The 16,945-nt window shown below is 66.4% G+C and carries 17 protein-coding genes; 8 read left to right on the forward strand and 9 right to left on the reverse strand.

Annotated elements, in window-relative coordinates; genetic code table 11:
- Positions 1-42 precede the first annotated feature (42 nt).
- The gene (locus tag EV560_RS05120) at positions 43-972 is read left to right on the forward strand and encodes a LysR family transcriptional regulator (protein ID WP_165923323.1); all 930 of its coding nucleotides are present in this window, start codon (positions 43-45) and stop codon (positions 970-972) included.
- 36 nt (positions 973-1,008) lie between these two features.
- On the opposite strand, the gene EV560_RS05125 is transcribed toward EV560_RS05120, so the two are convergent.
- From EV560_RS05125 to EV560_RS05160, 8 genes are all read right to left on the reverse strand, one after another.
- Complete coding sequence (locus tag EV560_RS05125) at positions 1,009-1,872, reverse strand: isocitrate lyase/PEP mutase family protein (protein WP_131854600.1); 864 nt, start codon at positions 1,870-1,872, stop codon at positions 1,009-1,011.
- A gap of 71 nt (positions 1,873-1,943) precedes the next feature.
- Complete coding sequence (locus EV560_RS05130) at positions 1,944-3,131, reverse strand: ABC transporter substrate-binding protein (RefSeq protein WP_165923324.1); 1,188 nt, start codon at positions 3,129-3,131, stop codon at positions 1,944-1,946.
- 76 nt (positions 3,132-3,207) lie between these two features.
- Positions 3,208-3,930 carry an ABC transporter ATP-binding protein gene (locus EV560_RS05135; protein ID WP_165923325.1) on the reverse strand — a complete coding sequence of 241 codons (723 nt, stop codon included), beginning with the start codon at positions 3,928-3,930 and terminating at the stop codon, positions 3,208-3,210.
- Positions 3,927-4,655 (reverse strand): ABC transporter ATP-binding protein, encoded by a 729-nt coding sequence (locus EV560_RS05140; protein ID WP_131854738.1) that lies wholly within the window; start codon positions 4,653-4,655, stop codon positions 3,927-3,929. Before EV560_RS05140 ends, EV560_RS05135 begins: the two co-directional genes overlap by 4 nt.
- Positions 4,652-5,626, reverse strand: a complete 975-nt coding sequence (locus EV560_RS05145; protein WP_131854606.1) for a branched-chain amino acid ABC transporter permease — start codon at positions 5,624-5,626, stop codon at positions 4,652-4,654. The genes EV560_RS05140 and EV560_RS05145 overlap by 4 nt, the downstream gene beginning before the upstream one ends.
- On the reverse strand, positions 5,623-6,501 hold the full coding sequence (locus EV560_RS05150; protein ID WP_131854608.1) for a branched-chain amino acid ABC transporter permease: 879 nt from the start codon (positions 6,499-6,501) through the stop codon (positions 5,623-5,625). The genes EV560_RS05145 and EV560_RS05150 overlap by 4 nt, the downstream gene beginning before the upstream one ends.
- Before the next feature lie 27 nt (positions 6,502-6,528).
- A complete protein-coding gene (locus EV560_RS05155) occupies positions 6,529-7,863 on the reverse strand; it encodes a phenylacetate--CoA ligase family protein (RefSeq protein WP_131854610.1) in 1,335 nt (444 codons plus the stop codon).
- 16 nt (positions 7,864-7,879) lie between these two features.
- Positions 7,880-8,662: a citryl-CoA lyase gene (locus EV560_RS05160; RefSeq protein ID WP_131854612.1), complete on the reverse strand. Its 783-nt coding sequence runs from the start codon at positions 8,660-8,662 to the stop codon at positions 7,880-7,882.
- 195 nt (positions 8,663-8,857) lie between these two features.
- On the opposite strand from EV560_RS05160, the gene EV560_RS05165 reads away from it, so the two are divergent.
- The 3 genes from EV560_RS05165 (at position 8,858) to EV560_RS05175 (ending at position 11,406) form a co-directional block, all read left to right on the forward strand.
- The gene (locus tag EV560_RS05165) at positions 8,858-9,574 is read left to right on the forward strand and encodes a GntR family transcriptional regulator (protein WP_131854614.1); all 717 of its coding nucleotides are present in this window, start codon (positions 8,858-8,860) and stop codon (positions 9,572-9,574) included.
- 383 nt (positions 9,575-9,957) lie between these two features.
- On the forward strand, positions 9,958-10,593 hold the full coding sequence (locus EV560_RS05170) for a DJ-1/PfpI family protein (protein WP_131854615.1): 636 nt from the start codon (positions 9,958-9,960) through the stop codon (positions 10,591-10,593).
- Between the two features lie 69 nt (positions 10,594-10,662).
- Entirely contained in the window at positions 10,663-11,406 is a 744-nt protein-coding gene (locus EV560_RS05175; RefSeq protein WP_131854616.1) for an NAD-dependent epimerase/dehydratase family protein, read from the forward strand.
- A gap of 147 nt (positions 11,407-11,553) precedes the next feature.
- Here EV560_RS05175 and EV560_RS05180 read toward each other — a convergent pair whose 3' ends face one another.
- Positions 11,554-12,219, reverse strand: a complete 666-nt coding sequence (locus EV560_RS05180) for a hypothetical protein (protein ID WP_131854617.1) — start codon at positions 12,217-12,219, stop codon at positions 11,554-11,556.
- A gap of 539 nt (positions 12,220-12,758) precedes the next feature.
- Between EV560_RS05180 and EV560_RS05185 the strand changes: the two genes are divergently transcribed.
- From EV560_RS05185 to EV560_RS05200, 4 genes are all read left to right on the forward strand, one after another.
- Positions 12,759-13,235: a tripartite tricarboxylate transporter TctB family protein gene (locus tag EV560_RS05185; protein WP_131854618.1), complete on the forward strand. Its 477-nt coding sequence runs from the start codon at positions 12,759-12,761 to the stop codon at positions 13,233-13,235.
- Between the two features lie 14 nt (positions 13,236-13,249).
- Positions 13,250-14,761 (forward strand): tripartite tricarboxylate transporter permease, encoded by a 1,512-nt coding sequence (locus EV560_RS05190; RefSeq protein WP_131854619.1) that lies wholly within the window; start codon positions 13,250-13,252, stop codon positions 14,759-14,761.
- 64 nt (positions 14,762-14,825) lie between these two features.
- Positions 14,826-15,842 carry a D-2-hydroxyacid dehydrogenase family protein gene (locus EV560_RS05195; protein ID WP_248311891.1) on the forward strand — a complete coding sequence of 339 codons (1,017 nt, stop codon included), beginning with the start codon at positions 14,826-14,828 and terminating at the stop codon, positions 15,840-15,842.
- 39 nt (positions 15,843-15,881) lie between these two features.
- Positions 15,882-16,883 (forward strand): Bug family tripartite tricarboxylate transporter substrate binding protein, encoded by a 1,002-nt coding sequence (locus tag EV560_RS05200; RefSeq protein ID WP_131854621.1) that lies wholly within the window; start codon positions 15,882-15,884, stop codon positions 16,881-16,883.
- The last annotated feature ends 62 nt before the right edge of the window (positions 16,884-16,945 follow it).

The following is a 16,945-nucleotide window of genomic DNA, read 5'->3' on the forward strand; positions in this document are numbered from 1 at the left end:
TCCTTCGAGGAATGCCCTGTCGCAAATCGCCGGACCTGGCCGATGATGGATCTCCGCAAGCTCCGCTATTTCAGCAATGTCGTTGAGGCGAAGAGCATCAGCAAAGCGGCCGACAGCCTGCATGTCGCCCAGCCGGCGCTGAGCAAGAGCATCCAGGCGCTGGAGGAGGAGCTCGGCACGCCCCTCCTGCAGCGGTCCGCCAAGGGCGTCGCGACGACCGAGGCGGGTGCGCGGCTCTACGAGCATTGCCAGATCGTGTTCAAGCAGCTCGACCGGGCTCGGCTCGACGTGCGCAAATCGGTCGAGCGCCCCTCGGGCGTCGTCACCGTCGGCCTGCCGCACAGCCTGATGACCGTACTTGCACTGCCGATGCTGCAGCTGACCACGGCGCGCTATCCCGACATGCGCCTCGAGCTCAAGCAGGAGCATAGCCATGTACTGAGCACCAATATCCGCGGCGGCAAGCTGGATTTCGCGGTGATGGCGAATCCACGCTCGGCCTCGGGCCTGCTCTGCCAACCTCTGCTGGAGGAGGAGCTTCTCTTCGTCGAGCAGGTCCGCCCGAACGAGACGAGGTCCGAAATCCATATCAGCTTCATCGAGGCGTCCCGGCGCGAATTCATCCTGCCTTCGGTGGGCAACGGCCTGCGCGCCTCGGCCGAAGGGCATTTCCGTGCCCGCTCCCTGCCGCTCAATGTCAGGTATGAGGTCGACGCCATCGCCCTGATCACGCAATGCGTCGAGGCGGGGCTTGGCGTCTCGCTCCTGCCCGGGGGCTGCCTGCGGATGGATGTCGAGCAGGGTCGCGTGCGGGCAAAGCCCTTTGCCGAGGGCTGCCACCGCACCATCGTGCTCTGTCACGCGGCGGAGGCGACATTGTCGCCCGCGGCGGCGACCGTCATGTCGCTCGTCGAGGAAACGGCGCGGGACATGGTGATCCGCGGGCAATGGTCGGGCGCGCGGCTGGCGTGATACCCCAGGCCTGAAGCGTTTCAGCCGAAGCCATCCCTATTCGCTCTCGGCATTCGCACGCTCGAATTCCCAGACCCGCTCGAAGCCGATCATCCGGACGAAATCCGAGAACTGGGACAACCCGCCGGCCCAATCACGGGTCGAGCCGGTCGCCTTGAGATGCGCATAGACCGATTGCAGCGCATGTGCCGCCGCGAGCAACCCCGCCACCGGATAGATCGCGATCCTGTAGCCCAGCGCCTCAAGCTCCGCGCGAGCGAGGATCGGCGTGCGGCCGCCCTCGACCATATTGGCGAGCAAGGGCACGTCGAAGGCCCGGCCGATGCGCTCCATCTCCTCCACGCTTTCCGGCGATTCGATGAAGAGGATGTCGGCGCCGGCCTTCAGGAAGGCCTCGCCACGCCGCAGCGCCTCGTCGAGACCATGGGCGGTGCGGGCATCGGTTCGGGCGATGATCTTGAAGTCCCCGGAGGAGCGCGCCTGGGCAGCGACCTTGATCTTGCGCGCCGCATCCGCCAGCGGGATCACGCGGCGGCTTGGCGTATGCCCGCATTTCTTCGGGAATTCCTGGTCCTCGAGTTGGATCGCCTGCGCCCCGCCCGCCTCGTAGCCGCGCACCGTATGGTCGACGTTGAGAAGCCCGCCATAGCCGGTATCGCCATCGGCGATCAGGGGCGTCGCGGTCTGATCGGCGATCTGGCGGACGCGCCCGACCATGTCGGAATAGGTGGCGAGCCCGGCATCGGGATAGCCGAGATGGGAGGCGACGACGCCGAAGCCGGTCATATAGAGCGCGTCGAACCCGGCCTGGTCGGCGAGCTTCGCCGAAACCAGATCATAGACGCCGGGCGCGACGATCAGGCCCGGTTGGCGCAGCCGCTCGGAGAATGTCTGGGACATCGGAAATCCAATCTTCGAAAGCCTCTGCCCGGCCGCCATGACGGCCGGGCCGATCGTGCCGGATACGGGCGTCAGGGCGCGGGATAGGTGATCTTCGCCGCCGCCTTTTCGGCCGGCCAGACCACCTCCTGGCCGCCATCGGGCTTGTACTGCACCGCGATCATGCTCTTGTCGGTGATCAGCTGGTGCTTGCCGCCCATTTCCGAGGCGGTATAGGCGACCTTGCCGTAGGGCGTGTCGAAGGTCATCGAGCCGAGATTGGCGAGGATCTTCGCCCTGTCCCAGGAGCCCGCCGCCTTGGCCGCGTCCCGCAGCGTCTGCATCGCGACATAGCCCTGCACCGCGCTCGACACGACCTCGCCGCCACGCTTGGCCTCGGCCTTCTTCACCCATTCGGCCAAGCCGGGCGTCGTCTGCTTCGCGGACCAGAGATCGACGACCACGACATTGTCGCCGGCCGGGCCGAAATCGGAACGCTTCTCGCCGGCGCCCTGGGTCACCAGCAGCTTGGGCTTGATGCCGAGCTGCGCCGCCTGGCGCGCGATCTGGATATTGTCGCCGGAATAGCCGATCAGGAACAGGACATCGGGGTTCAGGCCCTTGGCGCGGTTCAGGATCGGCGCGAAATCCGGAGTGCCGGCGCGGAAGGGCTCGTTCATCACGACCTCCAGCCCCGCCTCCTTGGCATATTGCTGGGTGAACTTGGCGCCATCGGTGCCGTAGAGCTTGTCCTCATAGGCGATCGCCAGCGTCTTCACGCCCGGAATGCTCTTGAAGAAGTTCACCGCCGCCTTCTGGCGGTGATAGTCCCAGATATAGACGTGATAATACCAGTCGTTCTTACCGAAGGTCTCCTCCAGCCGCACAGAGGAAGAGCCCGGATGGACGAAGATCGGCTCGTAGCGCTGCACTGCACTGAGCAGCGCGAAATCCGAAGTGCTGCCGAAGCCGCCGACGAAGGCATCGACCTTGTCCTGCGTCGCGAGCTTCGCCGCGATGCCGGCGGAGGTGTTGGGCTCACCCTTGGTATCCTCGACGACGAGCTCGATCTTGCGCCCGAACAGCCCACCTTCGGCGTTGATCTCGTCGGCGGCATATTGAATGCCCCAGAGGATCTGCGTGCCGCCGCCGGCCAGCGCGCCGGTCAAAGGCAGCGGCACGCCGATCTTGATCGGCCCCTGCTGCGCGAGCGCGGGGGCGGCGATTGCCGTTCCGGCGAGCATGGCGCCGGCCATGAGACGTCTCAGCTTGGTCCACATCGTCCATTCCTCCCTGGATTCGCCTGCTCGTGGGCGCAGGTCTTTGCTTGCAGTCATCTTGGCGTAGATACGCGGCTCACAATCCGAGATAGGCGATCCTGAGCTTCTCGTTGCGGGTGACCTCCTCCATCGTCCCGGTCAGGGCGACATGCCCTTCGTCGAGCACGAGGCAGGTATCGGCGACGCTCATCGCCGCGGCGAAATTCTGCTCCGCCATCACGATGGCGCAGCCGCTCGTCGACTTGATCCGGCCGAGCGCCTCGAACAATTCCTCGACCAGTTTCGGCGCGAGCCCGGCCGAGGGCTCGTCCAGCACCATCACCCTGGGCTCGATCATCAGGGCACGCGCCACCGCCAGCATCTGGCGCTGGCCGCCGCTCATCGAGCCCGCGAGTTGGCCGAGGCGCTCGCGCAGGATCGGGAAGAGCTCGAAGACGAGCTCGAACAGGCGGCGGCGCTCGCCATGCGCATCGCGCGGCGACAGCGCCTCGAAAGCGCCGCGCAGATTCTCCTCTACCGTGGCGTTGGCGAAGCAGCGGGCACCGTCGGGGACGAAGGCGATGCGGGCGCGGGCGAGCTGCCAGGCCGACAGCGCCGAGAGATCCTGGCCATCGAGTTTGAGCCGGCGCGCCGCCGTCTCGACGGTACCGACGAGCGCGCGCAGCGAGGTCGTCTTGCCGGCGCCATTGGGGCCGAGCAGGACCAGGAGCTCGCCGCCGGAGACCTCGAGCGACAGGCTCGGCACCACGACGAGCTCGCCATAGCCCGCCTTCTCGATCGTGACCTCGAACCGGTTCACAGCGAAAACCCCTTGCCGAGATAGGCTTCGCGGACGCCCGCATCGCGCAGCACCTCCTGCGGCGGCCCTTCCGCGAGGAGACGGCCCTGGTTGAGCACCACGGCATGGCCGCACAGGCGAGCGATGATCCGCATGACGTGTTCGATCACCACGATGGTGACGCCGGAAGCATGGATCTCGCGCACCAGCCCGATCACCTGCTCGGTATCCTCCAGACTCAGGCCGGCCATGGCCTCGTCGAGCAGCAGCACGGACGGGCGGCAGGCGAGCGCCCGAGCGATCTCCAGCCGGCGCAAATCCGAGACCGAGAGTTGGCCGCAACGCGTGGTGACGGCGGGGCGCAGCCCGCAATAGCGGGCGAGATCCCCTGCATTGCGCGCGCCGCCCGGCAACGCGCGGCCGGAGCCGGCATAGAGCAGCGGGACCGAGATCACCTCCTCGATCGTCAGCTCCTTTGGGACCTTCGGCACCTGGTAGGTTCGCGCCAGGCCGCGCTGGACGATCAGATCGGGCCGCAGCCCGGTGATCGCTTCCCCGCCGAGACTGATCCGGCCGCTGCGCGGCGGGATCTGCCCGGAGACCATGTTGACGAAGGTGCTCTTGCCGGAGCCGTTCGGCCCGATCAGCGCTGTGATCGCCTGCGCCGGCAGCGCGAGCGTCACGTCGTCGATCGCCCTGAGGCCGCCGAAGGCGACGGTGCATTGCTCGATGCTGAGGGCGGTCACAGCGCGAGCCTCGCCTTGGCCGACGCCTGCCCGGGCTCGGCGGCCTGGCGCCGCCGCGACCTGATGAGCCGACGGACGAAGCCGACGAGGCCCTCGGGCATGCCGACGATGAACAGGATGATCACCGCGCCATAGACGACCTGATAGCCGACGCCGCCGACGAGATGGCGCGCCACCTCTTCGAGCAGGCGCAGCACCACCGCACCAACCACCGGGCCCAGCGTCGTGTCCATGCCGCCGAGGATGGTGACCGCGAGCGGCAGGACGTTCCAGTTGGTGGTGAAGACGTCGTCCGGGATCACGTAGCCGTAGAGCCCGCAATAGCAGGCGCCTGCCAGGCCCGCGACCATGCCGGAAACGACGAAGGCCAGGATCTTCAGCCGCGTCACCGGCACGCCCGAGGCCGCGGCGAGATCGGGATTGTTGCGGATCATGAAGAAGGCCGGGCGGAAGCGGCCGCCGAGGAACACGTCGCTGACGACGGCGGCGACGACCAGGCAGCCGGTGATGAACAGAAGCTGGAGCGGCGGCGAGCCACCCGCGATCACCGGCGGCATGATCCCGGTCGAACCGCCGGTCAGTCCCGGCGTGACCAGGATCACGACATGGATCGACAGGCTGAAGGACAGGGTCGCGATCGTGAAATAGAGCCGGCGCAGGCGCAGGGTCACCGCCCCGAGCAGCAGCGCAACGACACCGCAGAGCAGGATGCCGACGGTCCAGCCGAGCACCGGGCCGAGCACCGGCGTCAGCAGTGCCGAGCCGTAGCCGCCGATGCCGAAGAAGGCGGCATGGCCGAGCGAGACCTGGCCGGTGCGCGAAAGGATATCCCAGGCCAGCGCCAGGATCGCCGAGATCGCCGTGCCGATCGCGACCTGGACTAGGAAGGGCCGGTCCGAGGCGGCGATCCGCAGGAGCGGCGCCGCGATCGCCGCATAGAGTCCAATACGGGCGAGGAGGCCGGCGCTCATGCGTGCACCTGCTTGCCGAACAGGCCGCTCGGCCGCACCAGGAGGACGAGCAGCAGGATCAGGAACGCGACGCCAAAGCCCCAGCTGCCACCGCCCGGCACGAAGGTGCTGATCAGCCCCTCGACCAGCGCGAGGATGGCGGCGCCGATCAGCGCGCCGGGAATATTGCCGAGGCCGCCGAGCGCGATGATGGCGAAGGCGCGGATGACCAGGTCGACGCCGACCGTGGGCTGCACATAGAGCACCAGCGCGACCAGACCGCCGGAAAGGCCGGCAGCCGCGCCGCCGATCACGAAGGACAATTCGAAGATGCGATCGACATTGATCCCGGCATGCATGGCAAGTGCCGGATCATCGCTGGCGAAGCGCATCTGCGTGCCGTAGCGCGTGTGGTTCTTGATGCCGAGCATGACCAGGAACAGCAGCAGGCCGACGATCGCGACCACGATGTTGTTGCCGGGAATGGTCACGCCTGCGAACTGGGCCGAGGGCAGCAGCGCGGGCGCCTGCATCACGCGCGGATCCGGCGACCACAGGATGATCGCGATGTTGAGGATCAGGATCGACAGCCCGAGCGTTGCGAGGAGCTGGTTATGCTCGTCCTGCTTCAGCACACGGGCCAGGAAGCCCCGATAGACCAGCATCGAGAACAGGCCGAGCGCGACGCCCGAGGCCAGCATACCCAGCCAGGGCGACAGGCCGAAGCGGGTGTAGAGCCAATAGGTCAGGAAGGCGCCGAGCATGACGAATTCGCCATGGGCGAAATTGATGATGCGGGTGACGCCGACGGTGAGCGTGAGCCCCGCGGCGACGGCCGCATAGAGGGCTGCGACCGTCAGCGACAGGAGCACCGCCTGGATGATCGCCGCGGTCATGGCCGCAGCCTCGCCCTGCACGCGGTATCAGGCATCGAGCGCCTCCGCCGAAGCCTCGGAGAAGTCGAGAAGCCGCGACTTGTATTCGCTGCGCGGCAGCGTTCCCGCCGGCGCGAGCTGGACTGCGGTGGTCACCACCAGCGTCGCCCGGATGTCGCTTTCGATCTTCTCGCGCAGGCCGTCCGAGGCGTCAGTGCCCTCAGCCAGTTCGACGATGACCTTCAGCGGCGGGGCCTGCTTGACGCCCTTGGCCGCCGGGCGAACCGAGACGACGCCGCTGACTGCGGGGGCGAAGCGGTTGACGACCTCGCGGATCGCCGACGGGAACACGTTGACACCGCGGACGATCAGCATGTCGTCGGTGCGGCCGATGCAGCGCACGCGCGGCGAGGTCCGGCCGCAGCGGCAGGTGCCGGTCCAGACCATGACATGGTCGCGGCTGCGGAAGCGCAGCAGCGGCGCGCCGCGATGCCTGAGATGCGTATAGACCAGCTCGCCCTTGGCTCCATCGGTGACGGGGACCTGCTTGCCGGTCTCGGGGTCGATCAGCTCGAAATGCACGAAGCCGCGGCCGGAGAAATGCATCCCGTGCTGCTCCTCGCACTCCCCCCAGAGCGAGACGGAGATGTCGCCGATGCCCATCGCCTCGGTGACCTTGGCGTTCCAGGCCTCCTCGAGCTTCTCGCGCATGGCCGGCTCGCCGCCGCCCGGCTCGCCCGCAACCATGATCCGCTTGATGCTGCTATTGCGCAGATCGAGGCCGCGCGCCTCGCCGATCTCGGCCAGATGCAGTGCGTAGGACGGCGTGCAGGCGAGGATCTGTGGCTTGAGCAGCTTCACCGCTGCGAGCAGCCGCTCGGTATTGCCGGTTCCGACAGGAATATGACAGAGCCCGAGCCGCGGAAAGGAATCGAGCGCCGCGCCCGCGACGAACGGGCCCGCATTATAGGTCGAGATGATGCGCTCGCCCTTGTTCAGGCCGCTGGCGCCATAGCTGCGCGCCGAGGTCCGCACCCAGTTCTCCAGGTCGCCGGCAGTCAGCGGGATGTAGCTCGGAATGCCGGTCGTGCCGCTGGTCGAGAAGATCCGCACGACCTCTTCCAGCGGGGCCGCGAGATGCGTCCCGATCGGGTGTTCGTCATTGCGGCTCTGGCGCAGCTCGTCCTTCTCGGTCAGCGGCAGCGCCCCGATATCGTCGAGGCCGCCGACGGATTCCGGCGTCGCGAAGCCGTTCGCCTTCAGCTTCTCGCAGAAGAAGCGCGACTTATCGAAGAGATAGCGAACCTGCTCGCGGTAGAGGCGGTCATCCTGCGCATGCTGCTCGGGCCAGGGAAGCGTCTCGATATCGGGCTCTTGGAGCATCTATCCAGTCCTTTGCTCAGCCGGCCGGGTCGTAGGTGATGGCTTCCTCGGCATGGTGCGCGAGGAGGAAGCCGATCGGCCGCCGCTGCTCTTCGGCCAGATGCCCGAGCAGTCCCGCGGTGCGGGCCAGGATCGGCACGGCCTTGATCATCGTGTGCGGGAAATCGAGGTCCATCAGCACGGCGGCGATCGGCCCGGAAACATTGAGCGGCATCGGCCGGCCCCAGGCGGCCGCGACGGCGCCGCGCATCCGCTTCAGCAGGTCGAGATGGCGGCCAGCGATGCCGCGCTCTTCGACCAGGGCGAAGATGCGCTCGGTGCGTGGATCGACCGGATGATGGATCGGATGGCCGAAGCCCGGCATCTTGCCGCCCTCGCGGCGCGTCCTCGCCGCGATGTCGTTGACGACCGCGTCCGGATCCTCGCCCGCATCGACCCGGGCCGCGGCCTCGGCGAGCATCTTGGCGCAGAGCTCGGCCGTTCCCAGCACGACCGTGCCGCAACCGAGGATGCCCGCCGCCACCGCGCATTGCAGGGCGTCAGGGGCCGCGGCGAGCGTCATGCGCGCCGCCTGGGCCGTGGGCGTCAGCCCATGCTCGGCGATCGCCACCAGGAGAAGGTCGAGGAAATAGCGCTGCTGCTCCGATGGCTTCTTGCCCGTGACCAGGAAGAAGAAGAACTCCGTGAAGCCGTAATGGCCCATGATCTCGTTGGCGAAATCCTTGCCGCGGATCTCGATCCGATCCGGGTCGGACGTACAGATGCCGGTGATCGCGGGTCCGGCCTTGCCAATCAACATAGCGCTCCTCCTGCCGTATCTGGCGCGGGCCGAAGCGAAAGCCTCGCAGCGGCGAGAGCCGTGCGATCATCCCTGGTCGGGGTTTCTGGCGTTTCCTCTTCGCCGCTTTCGGCGTATTTTGTCTTTTAAGTTTGTAGGACAATATTGCAGGCGGAAACGTTGTCAACCGTGTTTCGGACTGGTAGGCACATCCTCATGGCGACACTGGACGATCACCTGGCCGACGCTTCGCTGGTCCCTGAACATGCCGACAGCCCGGCCCGCGGCGGGACCGTCGAATATGTGCTCGATCATTTGCGCAATGGCGTCCTCCAGGGCCGCTACGCTCCGGGACAGCGGCTGATCGAAGCCGATCTGACGCGGGATCTGCGTGTCAGCAGAGGGCCGCTGCGAGAGGCTTTCCGGCGTCTCTCGGCGGAAGGGCTTCTCGAGATCGTGCCGCATCGCGGCGCCCTGGTCCGCCGGCTGACGCTGCGGGAAATGAAGGAGCTCTTCCAGATCCGGATCGGACTGGAGACGCTCGCCGCGCGGCTGGCAGCGGAGGCGATGACCGATCCAGCGACGCGGGAACGCTTCGAGCGCGAGATCGAGCCGATCTGGGGCGAGCACCCGCGCGCGCCAGGCGCGGGCTATATCGACGAAAACCACCAGTTCCACGACGCAGTGGTGACTGCGAGCGGCAACGAGCAGTTGCTCAGGCTGACGCGGCAGCTCCGACTGCCGCTCCTGATGTACCAGCTCGCCGGGACATTGAAGCCCGAGAACATCGCAGCCTCGCTCGCTGAGCACCGCGACATCGCGCGGGCCATCCTCGCAGGCGACGCCAGCCAGGCCGAAGGGCATGTCAGGCACCACCTGCAACGCGCCACGGGGATTGCCGAGGCCATGCCGCACCGCGTTTTCGCCCGCTAACGCATATGCCCGAATACTGGGGCGCGGCTTTCGGAAAATCCGATGCAAAAGCGGGGACCCAGGTCATCGCACCGGATGCGATACTTGGTCCAATGACCTGGAAGCCGCCCAGTCGGCTGCTGGCAGTTTTGGTACATCAGGAAAGCGCGCTTTTGGTCCTATCAGAGCTCGCTTGAGTGGCGCATGGCTTCCCCGGCGATCAAGTCGAGGACACCATGAAACGCATGCTTCGCTTCGCGATCCTGCATTGGCTGGGTCCATTGCTCTTGCTGGGCAATGCGCCCCATGCTCTGGCCCAACCAGTTCCGCCGTCGGCGCAAATCCAGCCGGGACCGGCGACCGACCGGGCCGGCGTGCCCACCGCACATGCACAAGGAGCGCCGATGACGACGCAGGCCCAGCCGGCGAAGCCGAAGACCAAGAAGCTCGGCATCGTGATTTTCCCGGGCTTCGAGACGCTCGACGTCTTTGGCCCGGTGCAGATGTGGGGCCGTCTTCCGGATTACGAGCTGGTCATGGTGTCAGAGCATGGCGGCGCGGTGACCTCCGCCCAGGGCGTCGCGACGGTGACGACCTATTCCTTCGCCACGGCGCCTCAGCTCGAGATCCTGATGATCCCCGGCGGCATGGGGACACGGACGGAGGTCAACAATCCCGCCATGCTGGAATTCCTGCGCAGGCAGGATGAGGGGACCGAGTGGACGACCTCGGTCTGCACGGGATCGGCTGTTCTCGCCAAGGCCGGGCTCCTGAAGGGTCGGGCCGCCACCTCGAATAAGCTGGCTTACAAATTCGCCACCAGCCAGGACCCCGAAGTGCATTGGCGCAGCAGTGCGCGCTGGGTCGTCGACGGAAAATACATCACCTCGTCGGGCGTATCGGCCGGAACCGACATGGCGCTCGGACTGGTGGAGAAGATCTACGGCCGCGCCGTCGCCGAGCGGATCGCCCATGGCGCCGAATATGCGTGGAACGATGATCCGGCGAACGACCCTTTCGCCGTCGCGGACGGCAAGTAACCGACAGCAAGCAACCGACGCCAAGCAACCGACCTCTCCGGCTACCGGAGAGCGGCATCGAGACCGGACATGAGAATCTTTCTGGCAGGCGCCTCCGGCGTCATCGGGCGCTCCCTGATCCCTTTGCTGCGCGATGCCGGCCATATCGTCACCGGCATGACGCGAACGACCGAGGGGCAAACCAGGCTGGAGGCCCTCGGCGCTCGCGTCGAGATGGTCGACGTTTTCGACGGAGGCGCGCTCGGAGGTGCCGTGAGAAGAGCCTCTCCGGATGTCGTCATCCACCAGCTCACCGATCTCTCGGATCTCTCCGCCAGCCTCGATCCGGCGGCACAGGACGAAATCCGCAAGCGCAATGCCCGCCTGCGCCGGGAGGGCACGGCCAATCTCGCGCAGGCCGCCCGCCTCGCCGGCGCCGGGCGGCTGATCGCGCAGAGCATCGCCTGGGCCTATGCGCCAAAGGACACGCCCTATCGCGAGGACGATCCGCTCGATCTGGCGGCGACGGGCGCGCGGGCGATTTCGATCGGCGAAGGCATCGTCCCGCTCGAAGACACTGTCCTTCGGGACAGCGCCTTCGAAGGGATCGTCCTGCGCTATGGCGAGCTCTACGGGCCGGGCACCTGGACCTCAGAGCCGAACGGCACGTCACCCGTCCATGTCGAGGCGGCCGCCTATGCCGCCTTCCTCTCCGTCGACCATGGACGCCCGGGTCCGTACAACATCGCCGAGCCGGGCGGCACGGTATCGATCGACAAGGCGATCAGCGAGCTGGGCTGGCGGCCGGATTTCCGTCTCGGGCAAACCAGCTAGATCATCAGACCGGATATCGTATCCGGTCCGATGATCTAGCTTCTTGTTTTCGCATCGGCCTTTCCGAAAACCGCAATCCACTTTTCGGGCCGATGCTCTGGAGGCGTGCAACGGGCGCCAGCGTCGAAGGCAATCGATCTGATCAGGTCAATTGCCGGCGAAGCAGTAGAGAAGGCCGGCGCCACCGGTGCTTTTCAGGGCATCCTGGCTGCAGCCGCCGCGCGAGAGATGCGACATGTTCCACGACTTCGCTGCCGCTGAGTCGTCGAGTCCCCTGCGGTCATGGTGCCCGAGCATCACCGCGCCCTCCGTACCGCTCTTGGTGTAGTTGCCGCAGGTACGGTCTTCGCCCGGGGCGAAGGCTGTGCCATCGGCCTGCGAGCCGGTCAGGATGTCGTGCGTGTTGGGCGTATCGCCGCCGCCGTTGACGATCTCGCCCTTCTCGGTAAGCGCCGTCTGCTTCGTCAGGTTCGTCGCGGCACCATGCAGGTCGGCGACGCCGCTGGCGATCACCGTACCCTTGGCATTGCGCCACGGTCCGGCCCCGATCCGATCGCGCGCATTCACTGCAGGTGCCCCGCCCGTTGCCTGCGTCGACAGATAGGCTCGCCAGGTCTTGCCGCCGGCGCCAACTGCCTGGGCAAGGCGCTGGCAGATCGCATCCGCTCCTTCGAGGCCGCCCAGATCCGCGCCCTTGCCGGAGCCCGCGCTGGTGACGAAGAAGGTCATCTCGGCAGTCTGGGCTCGGGCGCCGGTCGCGCTGAGCGCCAGCAACCCGGTGAGAGCAACAAGTTCGAGACCGTTCAAGCGCATCGTTTGGTCCTCCCTTCGCGTTGTGTTTTCTTTGGTTAAGTCCTGGTCCGATTGCTCCTCGATATCCCGCCATCGGCGTGAGATTGTTCTAGCACGTCGGCATGCCGAGAGCAGAACCGCTGCCCCGACGCCCCCCAACCAGCCTCACCTCGGCTGAGTGCGGAGCGCGGCCTCTCTACCCGTCGCCTGGAACGACACAAACTCACCCACTCCGTTTCAAATGTCGTTTGACCCGCGGAATCCCGCATTGCTAGCGTCGCAATCAACAACAAGGTCGGCTGTGGGAGGCTCGTCCGGATCGACCGTCGATTGAGCAGGGACGCGTTCCGCACCAGGGTGCGCGCGCCAATACTCACATCGGTCTTCCGACTTGCCTCTCCCCCTATCGACAGCGAGGAACGGTCGGAGATGCGTCTGCACCTTTCAGGAGTCGAAGAGGCGTCGGCGATTGCCGCGGCAGGACCCGAGGATTGCCTGAACGGCTCCGGCGTCTCCGATGGCATACCCCGCTCCCGGCAAACCCTTGCAGGCCCGGCGCAATGCCACTGATCGTCGCGGGTGTCGCTGCGCTGGTCGCAGCGCTTTACTTCTACGGGACGACCCAGATCTTCGTCTCGCCCTTCGCCGATCCCGCGGGGCCGCGCGCCTACCCGTACCTGCTCGTCGCTCTGATGCTGGTCGGCGTCGTCGTGCTCTCGCTCGAGCACCTGAAGGCGCGGCGCGAGACGGCGACGGCGCCGCGCGCCGAAAGCGCCATTCGTTGGTCGCCCCTGCTCCCCGTCAGCGCCTGGACGCTGGTCTATATCCTCGTCTTCGAATGGCTCGGCTATCCGCTGGCGACGGCGATCTACCTGATCGTGCTGATGACGGTGTTCAACCCCGGCAAGCATCGCACGAACCTTGCAGTCTCGCTCAGCTTCGCCGTCATCAGCTACGTGCTGCTGGCCGTGCTGCTCGGGGCGCAACTGCCCGCCGGGCATGTGGTCGAAGCCCTGACCAATCATTTCCGCGGTTGACCGGCAGCAATCCCATGAGCGCCATCCATTATATCCTGCAGGGTTTCGAAACCGCGCTTCTGCCGCTCAACCTGCTCTATGTCTTCGTCGGCACCTTGCTGGGGACGATCCTCGGAATCCTGCCCGGAATCGGTCCCGTGGCGGGCATCGCCCTGCTGATGCCGGTGACCTACGGCATGGACCCGACCTCGGCGCTGATCCTGCTCTGCGGCATGTATTACGGCGCGCAATATGGCGGCTCCGCCACCGCGATCCTGATCAATACGCCGGGTGAGGCCTCGTCGATGATCACCTGCATCGACGGCTACCAGATGGCGCGCAAGGGCCGGGCCGGCGCGGCACTGGCTGTGTCCGCCTGGGGCTCCTTCATCGCGGGCACGCTCAGCGTCATCGGACTTGCCGCGCTTGCGACCGCGCTGTCGAAGCTCGCGCTGAGCTTCGGTCCGGCGGAATATTTCGGGCTGATGATCTTCTCGCTCGCCGCCGTCTCGGCGCTGTCAGGCAAATCGCCGGGCATGTCGATCATCGCCGTCGTGACGGGCATGATGATCGCGACGATCGGCCTGGACTCGCAGACCGGATCGACCCGCTTCACGCTCGGCCTGCAGGATCTCGAGAACGGCCTTGCCTTCCCGATCATCGCCATCGGCCTGTTCGCCCTGGGAGAGGTCTTCCTGACCCTGGAGGAGAAGAGCCAGGGCAAGACCGAGATCATCAAGCTCAGCGGCTCGACCTGGATGACCCGCGAGGACTGGCGCCGCTCCGCCGGTCCGATCGTCAGAGGTGGGGTGATCGGCTTCTTCCTCGGCGTTCTGCCGGGCATTGGCGGCGTTCTCGCCTCGATCATCTCCTATGCGACGGAAGTGCGCCTCTCGAAGCGCCCCCAGGAATTCGGCCAGGGCGCGATCGAGGGCGTCGCCGGTCCGGAAGCCGCCAACAATGCCGCCGCCTCCGGCTCCTTCGTGCCGATGCTCGCCATGGGGATTCCCGGCTCCGTCACCACGGCCGTACTGCTCGGCGTGCTCATCATGTTCGGCATCCAGCCCGGGCCGCGCATGATCGACGACAATCCCGGCCTGTTCTGGGGCCTGGTCAACAGCATGTATGTCGGCAACGTGATGCTGCTGATCCTGAACCTGCCGCTGATCGGCCTGTTCGTCCGCATCCTCTACACGCCGACCGGCATCCTGATGCCGCTCGTGCTGGTCTTCTCGGTCATCGGCATCTATGCGACCGACACCAATGTCGTCGAGCTGGAATTCCTGCTCGCCTTCGGCGTGCTCGGCTACATCTTCAAGAAGATCGAGATGCCGATCGCGCCGCTCGTGCTCGGCCTCGTGCTCGGCGACACGCTGGAGAAATCCTTCCGGCAGGCCCTGATCCTCTCCGGCGGCGATCCGTCGATCTTCGTGAAGAGCCCGATCTGCCTCGGGCTGCTTCTCGTCTCGCTCGCCTGCTTCCTGCTGCCGGTGGTGCTGCCGTTGCTGCGCAGCAGGGAAATCGCCGAGAGCGCCGAGAACGCCTGATCCGGCGGCTATGGCCGCGCCCGACACCGGCCGTTCGGCCGACAGACCTTGCGGAGACCTGCGCATGCGCATCGCCATCCTCGACGATTATCAGGACATCGCCCGAAGCTGCGCCGATTGGAGCCGGCTGCCGCCGGGTCATGAGGTGACCGTCTTCCGCGACCACGTGCCCGATGCCGATGTCGAAGGCCTGCGCCGGCGGCTGGAGCCGTTCGACATCGTCTGCATCGTCCGCGAGCGCACGACGATGCGGATCGGGCTGATCGAGAAGCTGCCGAATCTGAAGCTGATCGTCCTGGGCGGCACCGGCAGCTCGGTCGTCGATATCGCCGAGGCAGCCAAGCTCGGCATCACCGTCTGCGGAGCGCGGCCGGGCGGCGCCGGCGGCGTGCCGGCGGAAGAACATACTTTCGCGCTCCTGATGGCGCTCGCCCGCAACATCGTTCCGGAGAACCAGTCGGTGCGGTCAGGCGGCTGGCAGGTCGGGCTGGCACGGTCGCTGCGCGGCTCCACCCTGGCCGTGCTCGGGCTCGGACGCCTGGGCCCCAACCTCGCCGGTTTCGGCCGCGCCTTCGGCATGAAGGTCATCGCCTGGAGCCAGAACATGACGCAGGAGCAGGCGAGCGCCGCCGGCGCCGAACTGGTCTCGAAGGACGAGCTCTTCCGGCGCGCCGATTTCCTCACCGTGCTGCTGCGACTGTCCGAACGCACCGTCGGCATGGTCGGAGACCGCGAATTGTCGCTGATGAAGAAGAGCGCTTTCCTGATCAACACCTCGCGCGGGCCGATCGTCGACAACGACGCCCTGGTCAGGGCGCTGGCGGAGAAGCGTATCGCCGGCGCGGCGCTCGACGTCTTCGCGAGCGAGCCGCTGGCGCCGGATGATCCGCTGCGCAACACCCCCGGCCTGCTGGTCACGCCGCATTGCGGCTACGTCACCGAAGAGCAGATGCGCTTCTACCACACCAGCCAGCTCGAGGCGATCCTGGGCTTCCTCGAAGGCAGGCCGATCAACGTCCTGGACGAGCGGCACCAGGTTCACCGACCCAACACCGCCGAGCTTGCCGCAGTCTCGGCCTGACGGGCCGGCCGGATAGAAACGACCGACAGGAGAGGAAGCATGCGAACCATCCGAAAAGCCGCGCTGATGAAAGCCGCGCTGCTGGGCGCAATGGCGCTCGGCCTGCTTGTCGTCGCTCCCGCCGGCGCCGCCGAGTGGAAGCCAAGCCGCAATGTCGAGCTCGTCGTCGGCGCCGGAGCCGGCGGCTCGATCGACGCCCAGGCGCGCCTGATTGCGCAGGCGATCGAGCGTCACAAGCTGATCGACACGACGATGACGGTGGTGAACAAACCCGGCGCCGGTTCGAGCCAGGCGATCTCCTATCTTGGCGGGCATGCCGGCGACGGCCATTACATCACGCTGCTCGCCTCGTCCTGGATTGGCACCGCGATCCTGATGAACAAGCCGAACACCTTCAAGGAGGTCACCCCCCTGGCACGTCTCTTCGACGTCCCTCTGGGTTTCATCGTCAAGGCGGATTCGCCGCTGAAGACGACGAAGGATCTTGCTGAGGCGCTCAAGAAGGATCCGGGTGCCTACCGCTTCGCGATCAGCACAACCGCCGGCAACAACAACCATCTGGCGGTGCTGCGCTTTGCCCAGCTCGTCGGCGTCGACCCCAAGAAGGTCCGCGTCATCGTCAACGATTCCGGAGCGACCTCCTTGACCCAGATGCTCGGCGGGCATCTCGAGATCTGCGTCTGCGGGATCGGGGATACGCAGTCCCTCGCGAAGGCCGGGCAGATCCGCTATCTCGGCTCGCTGCGCGACGAGCCAATCCCGGGCTTCGAAAATATTCCGACGGTGAAGAGCCAAGGCTACGATGTCTCGATTGCGACCTTCTACACCATGGTCGCGCCGAAGGGCGTCTCGCCCGAGATCGTCGGCTATTGGACGGATGTGCTCGCGAAGGCCATCGCGACACCCGAGGTCAAGAATGCTGCGGAACAGCTCGGCATGACCATCGAGCGGGTCGACGCCGCGACCACGGCTGCCTTCATCACCAACGAGCGTGAGGTGACGAGCAAGCGGCTCGGCGAGTTCGGTTTCGTCCAGAAATAGCAGTGCCATAAGCGTCTGCAGGCAGGACGTCCCGGCGCCCTGCCTGCTTGTCGGCCATGCAG

The organism is Allobosea sp. BK604, from assembly GCF_004341515.1.
In the GTDB taxonomy this organism is placed as follows: domain Bacteria; phylum Pseudomonadota; class Alphaproteobacteria; order Rhizobiales; family Beijerinckiaceae; genus Allobosea.

Excerpts from the sequence above, each read along its gene's own strand:
- EV560_RS05120 (WP_165923323.1), top strand. The coding sequence starts at position 43 with ATGATGGATCTCCGCAAGCTCCGCTATTTCAGCAATGTCGTTGAGGCG.
- EV560_RS05125 (WP_131854600.1), bottom strand. The coding sequence starts at position 1,872 with ATGTCCCAGACATTCTCCGAGCGGCTGCGCCAACCGGGCCTGATCGTC.
- EV560_RS05130 (WP_165923324.1), bottom strand. The coding sequence starts at position 3,131 with ATGTGGACCAAGCTGAGACGTCTCATGGCCGGCGCCATGCTCGCCGGA.
- EV560_RS05145 (WP_131854606.1), bottom strand. The coding sequence starts at position 5,626 with ATGAGCGCCGGCCTCCTCGCCCGTATTGGACTCTATGCGGCGATCGCG.
- EV560_RS05150 (WP_131854608.1), bottom strand. The coding sequence starts at position 6,501 with ATGACCGCGGCGATCATCCAGGCGGTGCTCCTGTCGCTGACGGTCGCA.
- EV560_RS05155 (WP_131854610.1), bottom strand. The coding sequence starts at position 7,863 with ATGCTCCAAGAGCCCGATATCGAGACGCTTCCCTGGCCCGAGCAGCAT.
- EV560_RS05160 (WP_131854612.1), bottom strand. The coding sequence starts at position 8,662 with ATGTTGATTGGCAAGGCCGGACCCGCGATCACCGGCATCTGTACGTCC.
- EV560_RS05165 (WP_131854614.1), top strand. The coding sequence starts at position 8,858 with ATGGCGACACTGGACGATCACCTGGCCGACGCTTCGCTGGTCCCTGAA.
- EV560_RS05170 (WP_131854615.1), top strand. The coding sequence starts at position 9,958 with ATGACGACGCAGGCCCAGCCGGCGAAGCCGAAGACCAAGAAGCTCGGC.
- EV560_RS05175 (WP_131854616.1), top strand. The coding sequence starts at position 10,663 with ATGAGAATCTTTCTGGCAGGCGCCTCCGGCGTCATCGGGCGCTCCCTG.
- EV560_RS05180 (WP_131854617.1), bottom strand. The coding sequence starts at position 12,219 with ATGCGCTTGAACGGTCTCGAACTTGTTGCTCTCACCGGGTTGCTGGCG.
- EV560_RS05185 (WP_131854618.1), top strand. The coding sequence starts at position 12,759 with ATGCCACTGATCGTCGCGGGTGTCGCTGCGCTGGTCGCAGCGCTTTAC.
- EV560_RS05190 (WP_131854619.1), top strand. The coding sequence starts at position 13,250 with ATGAGCGCCATCCATTATATCCTGCAGGGTTTCGAAACCGCGCTTCTG.
- EV560_RS05195 (WP_248311891.1), top strand. The coding sequence starts at position 14,826 with ATGCGCATCGCCATCCTCGACGATTATCAGGACATCGCCCGAAGCTGC.
- EV560_RS05200 (WP_131854621.1), top strand. The coding sequence starts at position 15,882 with ATGCGAACCATCCGAAAAGCCGCGCTGATGAAAGCCGCGCTGCTGGGC.